Origin of the sequence: Bacillus sp. RO1, from assembly GCF_012524115.1 — a bacterium.
Taxonomy (GTDB): Bacteria; Bacillota; Bacilli; order Bacillales; family Bacillaceae_I; genus Sutcliffiella_A.
In genome coordinates this window covers 25,482-43,980 of the sequence record NZ_JAAZWB010000042.1, presented here as the reverse complement: position 1 = coordinate 43,980, position 18,499 = coordinate 25,482, and the positions used below count along the sequence as shown (strand labels likewise).

General features: G+C 39.3%; 18 protein-coding genes and 1 pseudogene. 7 read left to right on the top strand and 12 right to left on the bottom strand.

Going from position 1 to position 18,499, the window contains the following annotated elements:
• Positions 1-225: 225 nt before the first annotated feature.
• Positions 226-774 carry a CBO0543 family protein gene (locus HC179_RS03950; protein WP_168863156.1) on the top strand — a complete coding sequence of 183 codons (549 nt, stop codon included), beginning with the start codon at positions 226-228 and terminating at the stop codon, positions 772-774.
• A 70-nt stretch (positions 775-844) separates the two neighbouring features.
• Here the strand turns inward: HC179_RS03950 and HC179_RS03945 are convergent, their stop codons facing one another.
• The 10 genes and pseudogenes from HC179_RS03945 to HC179_RS03895 form a co-directional block, all read right to left on the bottom strand.
• Positions 845-2,017: a Ger(x)C family spore germination protein gene (locus tag HC179_RS03945; protein WP_168863155.1), complete on the bottom strand. Its 1,173-nt coding sequence runs from the start codon at positions 2,015-2,017 to the stop codon at positions 845-847.
• The gene (locus HC179_RS03940) at positions 2,014-3,114 is read right to left on the bottom strand and encodes a GerAB/ArcD/ProY family transporter (protein ID WP_168863154.1); all 1,101 of its coding nucleotides are present in this window, start codon (positions 3,112-3,114) and stop codon (positions 2,014-2,016) included. The genes HC179_RS03945 and HC179_RS03940 overlap by 4 nt, the downstream gene beginning before the upstream one ends.
• A gap of 14 nt (positions 3,115-3,128) precedes the next feature.
• Positions 3,129-4,564, bottom strand: a pseudogene (locus HC179_RS20970) (spore germination protein).
• A 286-nt stretch (positions 4,565-4,850) separates the two neighbouring features.
• Entirely contained in the window at positions 4,851-5,288 is a 438-nt protein-coding gene (locus tag HC179_RS03925; RefSeq protein ID WP_168863151.1) for a hypothetical protein, read from the bottom strand.
• Positions 5,269-5,466: a hypothetical protein gene (locus HC179_RS03920; protein ID WP_168863150.1), complete on the bottom strand. Its 198-nt coding sequence runs from the start codon at positions 5,464-5,466 to the stop codon at positions 5,269-5,271. Before HC179_RS03920 ends, HC179_RS03925 begins: the two co-directional genes overlap by 20 nt.
• A 358-nt stretch (positions 5,467-5,824) precedes the next feature.
• The gene (locus tag HC179_RS03915) at positions 5,825-6,541 is read right to left on the bottom strand and encodes a hypothetical protein (protein ID WP_168863149.1); all 717 of its coding nucleotides are present in this window, start codon (positions 6,539-6,541) and stop codon (positions 5,825-5,827) included.
• Positions 6,538-7,287: a DUF1129 domain-containing protein gene (locus tag HC179_RS03910; protein ID WP_168863148.1), complete on the bottom strand. Its 750-nt coding sequence runs from the start codon at positions 7,285-7,287 to the stop codon at positions 6,538-6,540. The genes HC179_RS03915 and HC179_RS03910 overlap by 4 nt, the downstream gene beginning before the upstream one ends.
• 127 nt (positions 7,288-7,414) lie before the next feature.
• Complete coding sequence (locus HC179_RS03905; RefSeq protein WP_168863147.1) at positions 7,415-7,852, bottom strand: cell wall hydrolase; 438 nt, start codon at positions 7,850-7,852, stop codon at positions 7,415-7,417.
• Positions 7,853-7,922: 70 nt separating this feature from the next.
• Complete coding sequence (locus tag HC179_RS03900; RefSeq protein ID WP_168863146.1) at positions 7,923-8,507, bottom strand: hypothetical protein; 585 nt, start codon at positions 8,505-8,507, stop codon at positions 7,923-7,925.
• A gap of 24 nt (positions 8,508-8,531) precedes the next feature.
• The gene (locus HC179_RS03895; RefSeq protein ID WP_168863145.1) at positions 8,532-9,155 is read right to left on the bottom strand and encodes a YdcF family protein; all 624 of its coding nucleotides are present in this window, start codon (positions 9,153-9,155) and stop codon (positions 8,532-8,534) included.
• A 154-nt stretch (positions 9,156-9,309) separates the two neighbouring features.
• On the opposite strand from HC179_RS03895, the gene HC179_RS03890 reads away from it, so the two are divergent.
• Complete coding sequence (locus HC179_RS03890; RefSeq protein WP_168863144.1) at positions 9,310-10,668, top strand: copper amine oxidase; 1,359 nt, start codon at positions 9,310-9,312, stop codon at positions 10,666-10,668.
• Positions 10,669-10,738: 70 nt separating this feature from the next.
• Positions 10,739-11,404 (top strand): class F sortase, encoded by a 666-nt coding sequence (locus HC179_RS03885; protein ID WP_168863143.1) that lies wholly within the window; start codon positions 10,739-10,741, stop codon positions 11,402-11,404.
• A 554-nt stretch (positions 11,405-11,958) separates the two neighbouring features.
• On the opposite strand, the gene HC179_RS03880 is transcribed toward HC179_RS03885, so the two are convergent.
• Positions 11,959-13,251: an MFS transporter gene (locus HC179_RS03880; protein WP_346775112.1), complete on the bottom strand. Its 1,293-nt coding sequence runs from the start codon at positions 13,249-13,251 to the stop codon at positions 11,959-11,961.
• A gap of 141 nt (positions 13,252-13,392) precedes the next feature.
• Between HC179_RS03880 and HC179_RS03875 the strand changes: the two genes are divergently transcribed.
• Both HC179_RS03875 and HC179_RS03870 read left to right on the top strand, forming a co-directional pair.
• A complete protein-coding gene (locus HC179_RS03875) occupies positions 13,393-14,616 on the top strand; it encodes a helix-turn-helix domain-containing protein (protein ID WP_168863141.1) in 1,224 nt (407 codons plus the stop codon).
• 83 nt (positions 14,617-14,699) lie between these two features.
• On the top strand, positions 14,700-15,335 hold the full coding sequence (locus HC179_RS03870; protein ID WP_168863140.1) for a LysE family translocator: 636 nt from the start codon (positions 14,700-14,702) through the stop codon (positions 15,333-15,335).
• A gap of 58 nt (positions 15,336-15,393) precedes the next feature.
• Here HC179_RS03870 and HC179_RS03865 read toward each other — a convergent pair whose 3' ends face one another.
• Positions 15,394-17,178 (bottom strand): sulfatase family protein, encoded by a 1,785-nt coding sequence (locus tag HC179_RS03865; RefSeq protein ID WP_168863139.1) that lies wholly within the window; start codon positions 17,176-17,178, stop codon positions 15,394-15,396.
• Positions 17,179-17,346: 168 nt separating this feature from the next.
• Between HC179_RS03865 and HC179_RS20965 the strand changes: the two genes are divergently transcribed.
• Positions 17,347-17,556, top strand: a complete 210-nt coding sequence (locus tag HC179_RS20965; protein WP_060666921.1) for a hypothetical protein — start codon at positions 17,347-17,349, stop codon at positions 17,554-17,556.
• Positions 17,557-17,697: 141 nt separating this feature from the next.
• Entirely contained in the window at positions 17,698-18,492 is a 795-nt protein-coding gene (locus HC179_RS03855; RefSeq protein ID WP_168863138.1) for an endonuclease/exonuclease/phosphatase family protein, read from the top strand.
• The last annotated feature ends 7 nt before the right edge of the window (positions 18,493-18,499 follow it).

Here is an 18,499-nt window from a genome sequence, read left to right as displayed (position 1 = left end):
CCAATCAACAGCTGGTGCAACCCAAAAAATAAATGTATCTTTTAAACGAAAAAAGACCCGAACTAATATAAGATTTTAAATTAGTTCGGGTTTTATTTAGACTAAAACACTTTTGTCCCAGCCTCTTTTTTTATCTCTTAAAATGATTATGCATCATTGATCTTCATAAATTATTGTAGAATACAGATACTAAGTTAGTCCTAATTAATGAAGGGAATGAATAGCATGAACAACACCCTCCAAAAAATAGATCAAATTATTGTACAACAATCGGAGTTATATAATAAAATTATCGATTTGTGGTTCAACGAAGTGTTATTTACCTGGCGCTGGTGGGTTGGTGTCGCACTTACCGTCTTTTCTTGGCTTTTTTGGATTGTCTATCACAAAAAAGATAGTAGATACAGATTATTGAATGCTGGGTTCTTTGTGATGACTGCTTCACTCATTTTGGATTCAATTGGAGTCCAATTGGGCTTATGGTCTTATCGCTTTGAAGTGATTCCGTTTATTTTAGCTTATCTTCCTTATAACTTAGCACTGATGCCAGTAGTAGTAATGAGCTTAATCCAATTCAAACCAAATTTTTCTCCAATAATTAAAGCAATCGTATTCGGCTTATTGACTGCGTATGTAGGAGAGCCTCTTGTACATTTCCTAAAAGTCTATAACCCATATAATTGGCAATATATCTTCTCTGTGCCAATATATATGGTAATTTATTTAATAGCGAATTGGCTAACAACTAGAGAGGCTTATGGGAATATTAAATGAAAAAAATCTCTAATAAGAAAAAGAAACTTACCGTTAATAGGATAAGTTTCTTTTAAATAAGTATCTAGTATTACACACCAGCTTCTCTAGGTGATTTTTGATATATAGGTGATTTGTTAAATAATCCTTTTTGTCCTGTCGTATCTATTGTAAAATCTACGTTTACATTAAATATAGCCTCTTTGAATCCTTCTTCCTTCCATTTTAACGAATCAAAAAATGTTTGATCCTTTATCCATATTTTCTGTCCCAATAGCCATGGTTCCACATTTGCATTTTTTAATTTTTCTATTGTTTGGATAATATCCGTTTTTATATCTTGATTAAGTTTGGCTTCCAGCTTTTTGATAAAGTCTTTTGATGTTTCACCAGCGGAAAGCTCGACGATGTTCCCTTTCCCTGACACTTGAATATCGAATGTTACAGGAGCTACTTTTTGTAAGTCTACATTACTTTCTAGCATTATTCTTGATAGTGATACAGTTACTAGTTTTCCCTTTGATTCGATTTCTGTGACATAATTTAGTTCTTCTACTTTTTCACCTTTTATTAGCTGACTTGCCGCCACTTCATTCCCTTGTAATATTTCCACTAATCTATCTTCTTTTAGCACTGCCATATTTTCAATGATTATTTCACTCTCAATGGTTTTAGCCATAGGAATAACTGCAGCAGCGGATACTGTGTTTGTATCTCGTCTATATTGAAAAATCCGCATTGGCTTTGCGCGAGCAAGCTTTTTGTCTGCATGAAAATAACGATTTACATACAGTGCTGGTAACTTAATCAAAGAGGAATCTGTTTTTAGAAATTTGCTAGCCTCTTCATCCTTACTTATTATTAGAAACACCTTATTCCCTATGTCGGGAATTCTGTCTACAAGGTCCAACGAACCGTTGATACTTGATTCCGCAATTTTTTCTGAAATTACAATGACCTTAAGATGTCCAAAAAATAAAACGTTTGGTGTTTTGGATTCAAGATTGGTCAGAGCTTCCCATACTGTATCTCCTTCACTCCACAGCACCTCAAACTCCCCTGAATTCCCTAGGCGTCCACCACCGTTTTGCCCTTTAGTTAAAATCGGTAATTGTATGCTGATTTTATATTTCTTTTCCTCTCCTTGATCAATAGATATCCCTAATACCATCCCTCTTTGGTCAATTTCCCGCATATCATTACAACCGCTTAAACATACCAATAACAGGAATGTCACCAACCAAATTATGTATTTTCCAATCATGAAACCATCTCCCTAGAGGTACGATGTTTTAGTATGACAAAGAGCAATAGGAGACAAGGTGCTATCAATGAAGCTACTAGTACATTAACATTATAAACTTGCCATCCTTCCATGAATTGAAAAGGTACCCAATTGGCATAAACATAAAATAAGGGAGTAATGCAAACGATTAAATAGCCCCTCTTTACTTTCGGCATTAGTTGCTCTAACAAATAAAGGGAAAACCAAAATAAGATACAGGAAACTTTAATAAAAGAAATGACCCAAAATCCTAAAAATAAAACATCCAATCTTTCTAACAGACCTGTACTTGGTGTAATGGATTGAACCAATGTAATAATTGGTGAAATCAGATGGATGGCCTCTTCATACCCAAAAACCCCCAGTACAACCAAACTCAAGGATACATAAATTAGCATGACACAAAATAGTCCTGCACTCATTGCACGAAACGTTTTTTCATCCCGTTTGACATATTGTATAAACCCAAGGAGAGTGACTACTCCTCCATACCGCGCAGCATCTGACATAGAACTCTTCATAAATACTGCTGGATCAACATTCATAATTGGTGGAATGAAGATCCAATTAAAATATTCACTAAGAAATCCCCAAGCCAAGAATGTGACAAGTAATGCTATCTCGGCGATAACAAAAAACGAAACAAACCTGACGATAGTCAATAATCCATAATGAACCGCTATGGAGATAAGTAAGATGAAGGCCGAGATAGTTAAAATGGCAGGAGTGGTTTTTAACATAAACGTTCTTACTAGAAAAGCAAGATCTTGTGTAACCTTCATCGTGCTAATAATAGAACTAACTATTAAGTAACTAACAAAGATGAAATATATAAAATTTCCTGCATGTTTCCTCAACACCTTAAAAAAATCATTATTACCATATAGCTGAAAGAACTTAGATATCAACCATAATTGAAAGAAATATGGTATGGAAGTAAGTAGTAGCTTTAACCAAGCACTTCTGATTTCTCCATCTGCAACGTAAGGTAAAAATGCTACGCCTAGAGTGATAGTGGATGAAAACGTAAAAGCAAATAAATCAAAGCCTCGAAATTGCTGAATGGAATTACGCAAGATTCATCCTCCTTTCACTTAGGCTTAGAAAATTTGTTATTTTTTAATCTAGAGAAAACATTCAACAATTCCATCGGGTTAAGAGGGGTAGCTGGTGACAAATAAGGTTTTCCAAAAGAACTAAGATTACATAGATGCAATGTTAGGTACGCTATGCCTATTGTTAAGCCATAAATTCCTAATAATGCACTCATGATTAATAAGAGATATCTTGAAATCCTCCATGAAGAAATTAAATGCCAAGTCGGTAAGGTAAAGGAAGTAATGGCAGTAGAAGCACTTACAATGATCATTGTATTACTAACTAAGCCAGCTTCAACAGCAGCCTGACCGATAACAAGTCCTCCCACAATACCTATGGTCTGTCCAACCACACTAGGAAGCCTCAGACTCGCTTCCACTAAAATGTCCAAAGCAAAAATCATCATAATTGCTTCTAGGTATACAGGAAAAGGAATATTGTTTCTCGAATCAGCAATCGTTAAGGCGAGTGTGGTTGGAAGCAGTTCTGGATGATACCCGACTAAAGCAACGTATAATGCGGGAAAAATGGTGGCGACTAGGATGGACACAATTCTTAGTAAACGCATGAAGGTGATATCTAACGCTATTCGGTAGTTATCGGGACTTATTTCAATAAGGTTAAATAGGTTGCTGGGAGTACAACACAAAAGGTAGAGTTATCAACAATCAATACAATTTTCCCTTGTCCTAGCGCAATGGACGTATAATCAGGCCTCTCTGTTTCATAAACCTGGGGGAAAATGGACTTAGGATGATCCACTATTATTTTTGCAAGCTCCCCCCCATCATTCAATTGTTCGACAGTCAGACTTTCCAGTCTACTAGTAACCAGCTCCAACAGTTGAGGATCTACATATTCATCTAAGTATAATAATCCTACATGCGTTTGACTTAAGGTCCCCAAGGTGTATTCTTTCAACTTCAACCTCGGGTCTTTGATCAACTTACGTATTAGAGAAATGTTTGTTCTGCTGTCCTCAATAAAGCCTACTTTCGGTCCGAATACCTGATACTGTGTGGTCGGTTCAGCTACGTTACGTTGTTCTTTTTTTCCATACTTCACCAAGAAAGGTGTTTCTTCAGGTAAATGAATAATCGTATCACCGTCCAAGCACCCTTGAATAGCTGACTTCCAAGATTGAGCTCGGTAGTAAATATTGTTTTCAATATTCTTTTTCACTTCTTCCACTTCAACTTTATCTGTCAGAAGAAGCTGCTCCTCCAATTTTTCTACATCAGTAATTCCGGATATGTAATAGACGTACATCCCATCTTTTTCATTCACAGGGATATACCTAGCTTGAAAATCACCGACATCTTCAAAAACATGTTTAATAATTTCCTGGAAAGATTTTTGGTCTTTTGGTATGGTTGGATCATCTACTTGGATTTTCTTCTTTAAATAATCTTCAAAGTTTGGCTTCATTGCTGATTGGTTCTGTTTGCTGCTCCGATAAGGTCCCTTAGTAAACACACAATTACCTCATTTTTGTATAAGTCTCTGGCTGATTGAATACTTTTGACTGTACTACGGATTATTATTTTACTTACTACTTTTTTTATTCAGGAAAGTGTTTGTATAAAAGGTGGGGATGGATTGTGAGGGAATGTGCAGAAAAGCTTATATAAAAAAATGCACACATATGCGTGCATTTCTTAGTTTCTTAGGAATCATATGTAGCTTTAAATCAAACAGCAAAACTTTTCGTTTTTCAAGCTTTAAACTTCTCCCATTTCAGATGCTCCAAATCTTGTAGACACCTAACATCCTTTTTAAACCACTCCATATTCCCAGCAAACCTATCTGAGCATTCAAATTCAATTCTTGCAGCCTTTTTCCCCTGAACGCAACGGAGGTTCGCAAGGAATTTTTGCTTACCGTTTGGTTGGTCTAGACTAACACCAACATAAGGGAGTAGCTCATAATGATACTCTCCTTCTAGGCTATCAAAATAATTTTCTTTGATGATATTTCTAATTTCCACATAATCTTCAGCATCAAGGCCCCACCTAATTTTTATTCTTCCATCAGCTAACGCGACTTCAAGCATAAGGTAGCTTCCAAACCGGTCGATGGAAGCTTGCAAGATTTTAAGGTTTTCATGTTTTACTTGTATAGCGTCATTCAAATTAGTTTGATCCTCCGCCATCGCTTCCACCACCATGATTGTTTAATTGGTTGAACTGATATCTCGTTGTTTCTGACTCGATATTTTGATTTCCTCTGTTTACATCTGGGTGATGGTTCATTCCATTATTCTTTTTGTCCAAATAGAGTGTGATTCCGATTAGAAGTAATATTGGTCCGATAATGAATAACCAGATCATGTGAGAATCCTCCTTTGATCTTATATATATTAATACGACACCTTATAATAAAAAGTTTCATTTATTAAATATTCTGTCATCTTATACTATGATAAAATTGCTTTTATTAGACAGTTTAACCAATTTTCTTTGTACTTCGGGCGTTTAGAATCGTTCTATTAGACAAAACAATCTGTTTTCCTGATGCTTTGGGCATTTAGAGCTCTCCTATTAGACAAATCACCCCGCTTTTTTGATGCTTCCGGTATATAGAACCTATTCCTGTAAAAAAGAGAGGTTTAACTAGGTAACCTCCCACATCAATATCCTGTTGCAGTGTCATGTATGCGAACTAAGGTAGCTTCAATTACTTTCAGACCTATTCCATATCTTCAGGAAATAACTGAGTCATGTGGAAAAAATAATTCCCACCATAGGAACCTCCTCCACCATGGCGGAACGTATGCTCAAGACGAACCGATTCTCCATCGTCATTATAAGCCTGCCAATGATACATATACGAATGGCTCGAAGGAATGATACCTGTTTCAGCTGGATACGAGTCAAAGGAACCAATCACTTCTTTCCATTCACTTGGTATTTTTATATAACCGTAACTATTTTCTCCAAATTCAACTGAGTGTTTCATTTGGACTTTCGGATAGTAAACTTCCAGTTTATTATCATTCCCTACCGTTGTCACAGAGTAGTTCCGCTCAGATGTTAAATAAAACTCCCATTTATGTACCTCGTCCTTTGGGTGAACATTCCAATAAATATAGGAGTTCTCCTCATTTACTACTATTTGCGGACCCGAAGCAGTCGTTACACCAATACAATTCCATTTCCAGCCACCCCACACCCAGATGCTAGAACCATAGGATTCACCATCATTTGATAAGAGGGGAACGAAATAAGTTTTTTCATCTAGTTGTATAACATCTAGGACTTCCATCTCTTGATTTAGGTAATTCGTGTTTTCAATGATTTCGTTCTTCGAATAGAAAGCTTTTGGTATCATCATTATGTATATAGTAATAGCTCCAGCTATTATTGCCATTACAATAACCAACAGAAAGATTGCTTTTTTCGTCATTCAGCATTCCCCTTTTCTTCTAAAAAGGAATCCGTCTTTGATCTATAGTAATGCTGCTTTTTCTTCGTGGTAACAAGCAATCCCTTTCCGTCATGTTCCACATAAACTTGAATCTTTTCACCAGTTTTCGTTTTTACACCTGTTAACAGATAAGGAAACTTCTCTTGAATTTCCACTGGCTCTTCACTCTCTTCTTCTGGCCACATCTGCTCTCTTATTTCTTCAAACCATTGAATGACGTTCGAGCGCTCATATTCAAAAGTAGATAGAGAGTCATCAAGCTTTTCTTTATTTATTGTCACACCTTCTCCAGATGGATGGGTCACCAACAATTCCACATCTGAAACATCTGTAAGATACGTCCGTACTTCATCTTCTGGATAAAAGACAGAAGTTAAGCCAATGACAAGAAGGGCCGTTCCTAAAAAGATGAAATTACCTACAAATCCTGTCCAAGCATATTTTCTGTAAGCTTCCCAACGCTCTCTTCTATTCAATAGTCCATACAATATCCAAACTCCGAGCGGAAGAACGGCAATAGAAAAAGGTTCATTAAACAGCGGAAAAGTGAATGAAAATGAAAAAAGTCCTAATAAAACAGCAACGAATATTTTCCATATTCTCGGTCGTTCTTCCGCATTCTGAACACGGTAGATACGAACAATAATCACAGAAATAATTCCCCATGCAAAAATGACACTAAGCAAATCAATAATATTCCCCTCATACCCAAAGTAAAAATTCAATTTCTACACTCCCACCCTGTAAATCTCTCCCTATTATTCTACCATTCCAGTAAGTTGAACCCAATATAAGGAAATAAAAAAAGGAACTCAATAAAGTATTCCATGAGTTCCTGATAAGTATTGAAAATTACGTATAAACACTAGCACATGTTCCCGCAATCGGTTCGTAATAACAATGCTGCTTGAACTGCCCGGAAAAAGGTTGATCATACCATGTTGGCGGACATGGTGCATATGGATTGAAATACCATAAAGCGTATTTTGCTGGATGCTCTCTCCAAGAAGTCAACGTTTTTCTAGCTAAGTTTTTTTCAACCGATCTTGCTCTGTTATAAAATAAATTACCCTTTTGAACGGCTTCAAATGAATAATTTCCACCCTGCACTTGATAAATGACTTGCCGAATGGTCCTTACTTCTTTGAAGTCCAAACAATCGGCCACTGCACGATTGGTTATAACATTTCCGACATAGAGCATTCCCTGTTTTCCTTCACCTTCTGCTTCCGCTCTCATCATCCTTGCCACCAACGCTACATCTGATTCTGTAAACTTAACTCTAGCCATAATTTCACCTCAACATCATAGTATGAAAAAACGCCTAGATTGGTTTCAAATTTTTAAAAAGCCTTTAACATTATATTGGTTTTGCTGTTTGAATAGCTATTCCCTTCTCTTGTAACATATTGGTTATGCGTTTGAGCTTTAGCGCATGGTCCGGGGAAGAACCCGTTTTTGAAATTAAGAACTTATCATCCTTCCCTTTTCCTTTACCAACATAAAACAATAAATTACGTTCTGTTTCAATGACCGTTAAGGATTGGTCAGCAGGAACTTTCACCTTTTCCTTACCGAGGACAAAGGCATTAAAACGAGGGTCGAACCCAATAAGGTAGTTAGAATTGGAGTCGTAATACAGAGAATGGAGTTTCTTGCTTCTATTCTCAATAATCTTCCTGAAGAATAAACGGATTAATAAAAGAATGACATAATACATGACGATTCCAATGACGACGGTAACGATATTTAGAATTAGAAACTGTGTGCCATCTTGTGCGATCTGAAGGTTAGCTATAATGTTGTAGCCACAAAATAAAAAGAGTGCTACTAAGTTCCCTACAGTGGCCATCTTAAAAATTGATTTAAAATACGGCATGTATCTAAATAATTCGGTGTAATCTTGTTTTTCGATTGGAAATTGAAATGAGATGTTTTTTTTCAATGTGTACCTCCTGATGTTAAATACTTATGGTTGACTAGTAAATTCCAGCTCCTGGTCCATAATTATTCCCTGTTTTACATAACTGATCAACTTAGCAGACTCTGCCTCTACCCGTTGTCTACCATAGGGAGTAAGGAACCAGTTATCTTCTCGTGTAGTTTTATCATTAACTGGACAAAGAGAATAATCAATCCAATCTGGCATATAGGTTCGGAGTTTGAGGTTCATTCGCCTCATATGATAATGACTTGTCACTACAAGCAACCGGTTTATTTTATGTAGATGAAGCGCTCTATCTAAAACAAGCAAAGAAGCCAGCACATTCTCTTTCGTATGAAGTGACTGATTCTCGATAAGAATATCCTCTGATGGCACGCCTAATTCCATTGCTTTCTCCGCCAAAAGTTGCGCCTCGCTAAGCTGGTTACCATCCCAAACTACTCCACCAGAAAATAATATTTTTCCTGCTCTTCCTTTCTTATATAGCTCGATAGCTGGAGGCAACCGGTAATCTACAGCCTTGCTGCTCCCAGGAACAAAAATACAGTCACCGTTTCTATTGTCATCTCTTATATTTCTAAAAAGCAGGTCGGTCATCTGCTCATCAGTGAGATTATTTTCATTCAATTGTGAAATAGGTAGCTTCATGGTATTTCTCCCACGATATGTATTTTTTGACTAGCTCTTATTCCCATTATACATACAAAATTAGAGACTTTTTTATTTTTTTCGAAAAAAGTGATCCAGTTTCTGATCCGCTCCGTTAGGTAAGTGAAACCAACTAAAAAGGAGTGCTTAGAACATGAACTGGAAAAAAGCAATCGTAGCTGTACCACTTAGCGTAGGATTATTAGTACCGACTTTTCAAGTAGCAAGTGCAGAGGATCATAGTAATCATAGCCACATGGCATCCGTATCTACCCCGGCATCAGATTTGAGAGCGTCCTTGGATGCATTATTATCAGAGCATGCTTTCTTGGCAGTCGTAGCAATGCAAAAGGGAATTGACGGAGCGGAAGACTTCGATCAAGCAGCTGGCGCATTAAATGCAAACACAGATGACTTATCCGCAGCAGTCGCTTCCGTTTACGGGGAAGAAGGCGGAGCAGCATTCAAAGAAATTTGGAGCAGCCATATTGGTTACTTCGTCGATTATGTAACCGCAACAGCGGAAGACAATGAAGAAGGCAGACAACAGGCGTTAGCCGAATTAGATGAATATACAGTAGAGCAAGCAGCGTTTCTTGATACTGCTACAGAAAGTCGCCTAAAAGCTAGTGAACTAGAAGCTGGATTAAAAATGCACGTCGAGCAGCTAGTATGGGCATTTGACAACTATGTGGCAGGCGATTTTGAAAAAGCATACGAAAACATGCGTCACGCAATTGAGCACATGTACGCACCTGGAAAAGGATTATCTTGGGCAATCACTGACCAATTCCCTGACAAATTCGAGAATACTAGTGTTGACACACCAGCAGCAGACTTACGCGCGGACTTGAACCACCTTTTCGCTGAGCACGCTGCATTAGCAGTACTTGCGATGCAAAAAGGAATCGATGGCGCTGGAGATTTTGAAAATGCTGCTGGAGCTTTAAATGCAAACACAGCTGACCTATCTGCTGCTGTAGCTTCTGTTTATGGTGAAGAAGGCGGAGCTGCATTTGAAGAGATTTGGAGCAGCCATATCGGTTATTTCGTAGATTATGTAGTAGCAACTGGTGAGGAAAATGAAGAAGGTCGTGAAGCAGCAATCGCTGAATTAGAAGAGTATAAAGTAGAGCAAGCTGCATTCCTAGACACAGCTACAGAAGGCCGTCTGAAAGCCGCAGACCTTGAGAAAGGATTGCAAATGCACGTTGATGAACTACTTCTTGCTTTCAACAGCTATAATGAAGCTGACTATGAAACTACTTACAACACAATCCGTGAATCATATGCCCACATGTTCGGTGTAGGCGAAATGATGTCTGGTGCTATTGTGGATCAATTCCCAGAGAACTTTGAAAAGGACATGCCAACTGACATGCCTGCAGCAGGTATGGGTGGTGCAGCTGACAATGGAATGAACGCTGCTATTGCCTGGACAGTTGCTGGACTGATCTCCGCTATTGTCTTAACGCAAATTATTGCATATAGAAGAAAAGCTACTCAAGAATAATAGTTTTAGCTAAGAAGAGAGGGGCTTTTCCCTCTCTTTCCTACTATCATTTTCTAGAAGGAGTATAACTATGAGACTATTAACCACTTTATCATTCATGCTTCTTTTACTGGTCGGATGTAGTTCCGGGAACACTCTGGACACAACAACTGAACAATCTAACGGAATGAAAACAACAAACGAAGCAACTGCATCAAGCGAAACAACAACCCCTACCAACCAAAAAACTCCCATCCCCACCCGTACCCAAACCACGAATGAAAACGGGAAAGTTATTAAAGATGAATCGATCAGCATCGAACCTCACCGAATCGAAATCCCCTCCATCGGAGTCGATGCACTTGTGGAACAAGTAGGCGTCATTGAAAACGGTCAAATGGGAGTTCCCGAATCTTTTGAAACGGTTGGCTGGTACAATGAAGGTCCCATGCCAGGAGAACGCGGAAATTCCGTCATCTCCGGTCATGTTGACAGCCGTAACGGCCCAGCTGTATTTTTTGACCTGAAAAATTTAGAAGCCGGTGATGAGATCATAGTTTCAAGTAAAGCAGGTGAATCCTTAACCTATGTGGTGGACAGAATAGAAACTTACCCGGAGGATGAGTCTCCTGTAGAAGCAATTTTTGATTATTCGTTCCAGAGCAATTTAAACCTGATTACCTGCACAGGGACGTTTAATCGGGAAAGCCGAAATTATTCCGACCGGTTGGTTGTGTATAGCAGTTTGAAGAAGTGAGAATAGTAAGAGGTCTTTGTGTGAATTGATGATGAAGACCTCTTTTTGTTTGTTTTTGGGTGGGGAAATTCTTATCAGCTTTATCAAGACCATTCTGACTTGGATTCTTTGTCTCCCAGGTCTTTATACTGTTTATCAAGACCTCGCTGACCTTTATTCTCGCCAACAGAAGTCTTCATTCTCCCTATCAAGACCTCGCTTACCTCTATTCTCGCCAACAGAAGTCTTCATACTCCCTATCAAGACCTCGCTAACCTCTATTCTCGCCAACAGAAGTCTTCATACCTCCTATCAAGACCTCGCTTACCTCTATTCTCGCCAACAGAAGTCTTCATTCTCCCTATCAAGACCTTGCTTACCTCTATTCTCGCCAACAGAAGTCTTCATTCTCCCTATCAAGACCTTGCTGACCTCTATTCTCGCCAACAGAAGTCTTCATACTCCCTATCAAGACCTCGCTGACCTTTTTTCTCGCCAACAAAGGTCTTCATACCTCCTATCAAGACTTCTCTAACCTTAATTCTCGCCAACAGAGGTCTTCATACTCTCTTGATTTAGCGAGCTACACTCCTCGCCTCTACAACACGGCCCCCCTGCTTCTCACCTATTTCCGGATGCACTTTTCGAATAACAGAGGGTCTCGCCATGATGAGTGTGATAACGATAAGCATCCCTGCTGACAGAAGTAAGATCCACTCTCCAGGAAAGATATCATACAGCACCCCATATAGCACCATACCCAATGGAATAAGCGCCATCGCCATCGTTTCGATAATGGAAAATACACGACCTTTGAATTCGTCGGCAATGGTCTTTTGAAGCATCACTTGCAATGGCGTATTCACGATAATTATGAGTAAGCCGAAACTGAACATCAAAAATAGATAATAAGCGAACATCACCCAATAATTCATGGACCATAACAGCGGCAGAGAGATTGACCCCATTACAATCCCAAGACCTATAATTCCCCTTTTAGAAACTAGCAATGGAAACTGCACTTCTTTTCTAGTGGAAAAGTAAACAGACATTAACAGCATGCCGAGAGAGAATGCACCTTGTGTAAAGCCGAAATGCTGCGATTCCATTTTCAAATTCTCAATCAGGATATACGAGTAACCCACTTCATAAGCCCCAAAAAGAAAATTAATGAGCAAACTAATCCAAAGCATGACCATGATGGTTTTTTGTAAGCGCAAATAGCTTAAACCCGCTTTCATACTCTGCCACATCGTCTCCTTCTTTTCCCCCTTCTCTACCATACTCTTTTCAGCAGAAAACAGGCGGAAATTCATGGTTGATTCCAAAATCACCGCAATGATGGAGGCTACAATAAATATTATAAGAAAAACCGGGATCGGCACAGTACCATATAACAGCCCACCAACAGCAGGGCTTCCTATTGCAGCAAAGGAAATGGCCATCTGGTTCATGGCCATGGCTTTTTGAATTCGCTCCTGATCAATCAAACCGGTAATGGAAGATGAAAAGGCAATTCCAGAAAACATGGAAGTCAAAGAAAGAATACTGGTTGTTGTGTAGATCGCTATGAGGGAGAGTCCTGATGTAAGGGTGAAGATGAGAAGTCCTGTGATAGCAAGTGTAGTGGTAATTTGTGAGACAATAACAATCTTTTTTCTCGAATATCTGTCGGTAATTGCTCCAGCAAATGGTGCAGCAAGTGTTCTCGGGAGAAAATTACATAAAAGGTTTGTCGCAAAACTTGTAGCAGATCCAGTTAGCTGCAAAATATAGAAGCTGATGGCAAATGCATATACCTGTGCGCCAAATGTGGAAATTAATTTACTAATCATAAAGGTGTACAGATGATATGTCGCTCTCTTCAACTTTAAGCTTTCCTCCATAAAAAGCACCCCGTTTTTTAAAAGTTTAATTTAATTAAACAAATCGTACCATATTAAGGTATTCCAATTCAAGGAAAAGTTTAATATAATTAAACAAAATATTTTTTCAAGGAGTGCACCTCTATGCTCGGAGATCGGATACGAAAATTAAGAAAACAAAAGAAGATGACATTGGAAGCCGTTGCAGGGAGTGAGCTGACGAAAGGGATGCTCAGTCTTATTGAAAACAATAAAGCCAATCCTTCCATGGAAAGTCTTACTTATATTGCTCAACAGCTTGGTGTGGACGTAGCAGACTTGATGGAAGAAGTCAGCGCTGAGGAATTACGGGAAACTTTAGAACGTGTGGAAGAGATTTTCTACGTCCCGTTCAGGAATCCTGACTTTCCAGATAAATATAAATTACTGATTGAATTGATTGAGCCTTATATAGACAAGCTTTCTAAAGGGTATGAAAGCGCAAGGCTTACGGAAATATACAGCTATGCCCTTCAGCGGGAAAATAAACCAGGATGGGAAGCTTTGCTAAAAAAAGCATCGGATATGTTTGATGAAATGAACATTTCTTCCAACCGCACAACTATTGGAATTTTTCGATCCACTATCATCTTCATGGAGCGTCAATATGATAAAGCCCTAAATACGTTTAGAAAAGAGCGGAAAGAGATTGAGGCAAAACACGCTTATATTGATCCGCTTGCCAGACTGGATCTTGATTATAATGAAGCTGTTTATTTATATGCTGTCGGGGATTCCAAGGAAGCAATCAATACGATGGAAAAAGCACTAGCTTATTCAAAGGAAAAACGAATCTTTTATCTTACAGATGATCTTTACCGCCTGGCAGCTGCTCATGCCCTGATGGAGGGAAATGATGTAGAGAAGGAATATTATTTAAACAAATTAAGACAATACGGAGAGTTTGCAGATCATGCATCCTCCATATATTTTTGTGAACTGTTCACCATTGTGGATTTGATTGGGGAGAAAAAAGAGTATGCACATGCACTGGCTAAAATTGAAGATTGTCTTACTAAAGATGAAATAATGAATTTCTATTCCCCTTGGTTCAACCTGGAAAAAGCAAAAGCTCTTTACTATCTCGGACGCTATGAAGAAGCTTGGGAGGCAATTAAAAAAGTAGGTATGCCGGAAATCTATCACCCTATAGACCTATCCAATATATATGTAAAAGAATCCTATCAAGCACTAATCCTCTTGGAGCTCGGAAAAATGGAAGAAGCTGTAACCTCTGCTCAAAAAGCTGTTGAAAACTTTGAGCCGCTCCTTGATTCCAAGATGAAAGATTTCAGCAAAAAGGTGTTAGAAAAAGTTCGCGGGTATTAGAAACAGGCACTAGAAAAAATATTCCGAATTTTTTCGTTTCTGTTATAATGAATCTTAATAAATTCAAGAAGAATGGGGTTTTCATGGTGGAGAACTTTTTTCTGTTTGTTGTTATGAGTATTCTGCTTATCATTCTGCCTGGTCCTGACACTGCCATAGCTACAAAAAACACTTTATCTGCCGGGAGAATTGGCGGATTCAAAACCGTTTTAGGTACCTTTTGCGCGATCCTCATCCATACCATCGCAGCCGTGGTTGGTCTATCCGCAATCATTGTTAAATCTGCATTTCTGTTCTCTGTTTTCAAATATGTTGGTGCTGTTTACCTTGTCTATTTGGGGGTTAAAACAATCTGGGCACTTCGCAACAAGAAAGAGGAAATTCCAATGGACAGCAACGTTGCTAATAAATTTAAGAATCAATCCCACTTTAAACAAGGGTTCTTAACTAATATGCTTAATCCAAAAGTTGCCGTCTTCTTCCTGACCTTCCTGCCACAATTCGTTGACCCAGGAACGAACACAATTGGACCGTTTCTCTTGATGGGAGTTACCTACGCCATCCTGACAGCCATTTGGTTTGTCCTTTACATCTATCTAGTTGATCAAATTAGTGCATTCATGAAAAGGCCACGGACAACCACAGTGATAGAATCGATTACAGGTATCGTGTTGATTGGTTTTGGGGTGAAGTTGGCATTGGAGAAGGGCTCACAGTAATAGTAGTCAAAATAATAATAAGCCAAACAACCTATGTGATTAGGCCGTTTGGCTTTTTTTAGTTTTTACATGAAGACATTCCAGGTACTTCCCCGCTCGATGGCTCCAACCTCTTTTGCTTACACTGTTCCTCGAGGCCCACCATCAGGAGCTTCTGAATTGCAATTGTTTCCGGTGTTCGGTTGGATGGATAAGCGAGATTGGTTTCTTCCAACGGATCACTAGTCAAATTATATAATTCATATTGATCTGGGACTGGTCTCGTTTTAGTAGTAGTGATACACAATGCACAATCAACATGGTCACCTGTAGTTGTTTGTGAGACTTGAGTAGTTGTGACGTTCTCGACTCCCGGTTCACTCCAAAATTGTGGGTTGTCGTAATAACGTGTAAGCTTCCAGATTTGCTTTGTACCATTTTCGCCTGTGGATAGCTTAGTGATAATAGCTTCGGTGTGGTTTGGTTGAATGACAGAATGATAGGGTTCCCCTGTTGCAGAGACTTGATTAAGACCTTGGGTAACATCGTCATCACTCATAAAATAAAGTGGTTCGTCGGCACGGTAGAATTTGTTTTTCCCCATGAGAAGCGGGGTTAGGTCACGACCTACTAAAGGCTGAACTTCTGTGTGATCACGTTTGAGTTGTTTTTGAACCTCGTCTACGTCGATGTCGGCGAGTCCTAACATGGTCGGCAGTACATCAACATGGCTTGTTAGCATATCAGTGGTCTCTTTTCCGGAAAAAAGCTTTGGACTGTGGATAATAAGCGGTACATGGATGGATTCCTCGTAAGTATTGTACCACTTTTGATAAAGGCCTCCATGCGCACCAAGCAGTTCTCCGTGGTCAGAAAGGAAGATTACCACGGTGTTTTCATAAAAGGTGGAGTCCTGTAATGCACGGAAAACTCGACCCATATCTTGGTCTGCTTTCTTTTGCAAGGAATAATAAAGCTGCCTGTATGAGACGTTATCTCTGATTGGTTGGAGTGCCTTTGGATAGATTTCCTTGTAGCTCTTTTGTGCGGTTGGTTTGGTACTTAAGGATTCATTGGCTGTCGGCGGTGGCGGGATGAAAGGCACCGATGGATCAATTTCAAAATTGAACAATGGACTTAGCTCTGTGTAAATGCCATAGATCGCAATGTCATGTGGATTGACAAGCGAGCACATGACAAACCATGGAGGAGAGTCTCTATCACAATCTTGTTCCAACGACTGAAGGAGTTCCACTGTTTCTTGAGCATAGATGACATCCCTTCCGCTCAAGCCAATGGCTGCTGAGCTAGCTGAATTTCGAGGGGATGAGCCGTGAGGTTCTGGCCCCACCCAACCATCAAATCCGTAACCATTAAGGCGGTTCGAAGCGAGGTATTTCTCTACCTTTCTCTTATCCGGCCTTCCTGTTGAGGTATAGCTTGGAAGAGAGTTTTTGGTTCCTGGAATGAGAATGTCCTCCTCGGAAGCATGCCATTTCCCTTTCCAGTATGTTTTGTAGCCTGCTGCCCGGAAATATTCGCCCATCGTCGGAACAGTATTAGGATCAAGCCAAAACATGTCTGGATCAAACGACCTTTTCGCTGCGCCACTCGTTTGTGTTACCCCATGGAGAGATGGATATTGTCCAGTATATAGAGTAGTTCTGCTTGGAGAGCAGGCAGTGCTTCCGGCATAGTGTTTCGTAAACTCAAAGCCGTTCTTCTTAAGGAGCTGTTGAGTGTGCAAGTTTTCCCGTTGCCACTTTCTAAGCTCTTCGTTTTCATAAACACTTGGATAACGCTGCTGATCCACCATAAGGATGAGAAAGTTTGGTTTCTTGATTGTTCGTGATTCTTTAGCCATCGTTGTCCCACCTTTACTGTTCATTATGTTTCTTCTTTACTATATGCACAGTGTTTTTAGCTTATTTCAGATTTCAGGGACAGGCATCTTGACCCTTAGCCGGTCGAATTGCCTGTCCCTTTTACCCACGACAATGTTATAATAGGACCGGATGTGAGGTGTTAGGATATGAATAAACGATGGACTATTGGTAAAATAAATGAATTTGTGGAGAAAAACTCAGATAGTAAACTGTTATCGACTGAATACCACGGATTCTCTCAGAAGTTACAGTTTAAATGTGCTTGTGGCAGCAATTTTGAAAAGACTTTTACAAAATTCAAGAATAATAACCAACGCAAATGTGACGTGTGTCAGCCACCAAAGGCTTCACGTTAATAGATATTCTGTTAAAAGTGCCAATCGAATTTGGCACTTTTTGTTTTGTCTCCTGTAGTTTAAAAGAACCTTCCGGTGGCAGGAACTCTAATTGTTTTATCGAAATAGGTGTTATTGAATACTTTTAAGGAGGAATGGTCTTTGAAACATACATATACCGTCATGTCCTTTAATCTACGTGTTATCGTACCCTCTGATCCATTCAACTGGGAAGACCGTAAACAATGGATTGCAGAAACCATTATTACTTACACGCCTGACGTTATCGGCACACAGGAAGCAACCATTCCCATGCTAGAGTGGCTAACAGATAGATTCAAAGAGTCCTATGAAGTATACGCAGTCAATCGAACCGTCTCTACGGAGGTAGGAGAATTCAGTGCCATATTTGTTAAAAAGTCCAGTTTCACCATAGGTCCAAAAGGGTCCTTTATGCTATCAGAAACTCCAGATAGTATCGGAAGTATGGGCTGGGATGCACACTGCGAAAGAATTTGTTCTTGGGTGGAGCTTGTTCCAAAGGGAGAAACCGCACCAGTTTTACGTTTTTTTAATACCCACCTTGATCATATGGGGAAGCTTGCGCGGAAGGAAGGATTGAAACTAATTCTTGACATGATTCGTAGTAAAGATAACGCGCATAGTTTGCCAGTTATTTTAACTGGGGATTTTAATGATGTACCTGAGAGTGAAGCATTGGCGGAAGTTTCGTGGATGGAAAGCTGTTATTCTTGTTTTACTGAAGAAGAAAAGGAAAACAGCCATACTTTTCATGCTTATGAGGGCGGAATAAAAGGAAGTCCGATCGATTACATATTTGGTGCAAACGGGGTCGAGTTTCTTACAGCCTCTATTATCAGAGACAGTTTTGATGGCGGGTATCCGTCAGATCATTATCCGGTTTTGGCGAAGGTTAAGCTCAACAAAATCAAATAATAAGGAG

Excerpts from the sequence above, each read along its gene's own strand:
- HC179_RS20965 (WP_060666921.1), top strand. The coding sequence starts at position 17,347 with ATGAATAAACGATGGACTATTGGTAAAATAAATGAATTTGTGGAGAAA.
- HC179_RS03945 (WP_168863155.1), bottom strand. The coding sequence starts at position 2,017 with ATGATTGGAAAATACATAATTTGGTTGGTGACATTCCTGTTATTGGTA.
- HC179_RS03870 (WP_168863140.1), top strand. The coding sequence starts at position 14,700 with ATGGTGGAGAACTTTTTTCTGTTTGTTGTTATGAGTATTCTGCTTATC.
- HC179_RS03915 (WP_168863149.1), bottom strand. The coding sequence starts at position 6,541 with ATGACGAAAAAAGCAATCTTTCTGTTGGTTATTGTAATGGCAATAATA.
- HC179_RS03905 (WP_168863147.1), bottom strand. The coding sequence starts at position 7,852 with ATGGCTAGAGTTAAGTTTACAGAATCAGATGTAGCGTTGGTGGCAAGG.
- HC179_RS03895 (WP_168863145.1), bottom strand. The coding sequence starts at position 9,155 with ATGAAGCTACCTATTTCACAATTGAATGAAAATAATCTCACTGATGAG.
- HC179_RS03875 (WP_168863141.1), top strand. The coding sequence starts at position 13,393 with ATGCTCGGAGATCGGATACGAAAATTAAGAAAACAAAAGAAGATGACA.
- HC179_RS03925 (WP_168863151.1), bottom strand. The coding sequence starts at position 5,288 with ATGGCGGAGGATCAAACTAATTTGAATGACGCTATACAAGTAAAACAT.
- HC179_RS03950 (WP_168863156.1), top strand. The coding sequence starts at position 226 with ATGAACAACACCCTCCAAAAAATAGATCAAATTATTGTACAACAATCG.
- HC179_RS03885 (WP_168863143.1), top strand. The coding sequence starts at position 10,739 with ATGAGACTATTAACCACTTTATCATTCATGCTTCTTTTACTGGTCGGA.
- HC179_RS03865 (WP_168863139.1), bottom strand. The coding sequence starts at position 17,178 with ATGGCTAAAGAATCACGAACAATCAAGAAACCAAACTTTCTCATCCTT.
- HC179_RS03920 (WP_168863150.1), bottom strand. The coding sequence starts at position 5,466 with ATGATCTGGTTATTCATTATCGGACCAATATTACTTCTAATCGGAATC.
- HC179_RS03890 (WP_168863144.1), top strand. The coding sequence starts at position 9,310 with ATGAACTGGAAAAAAGCAATCGTAGCTGTACCACTTAGCGTAGGATTA.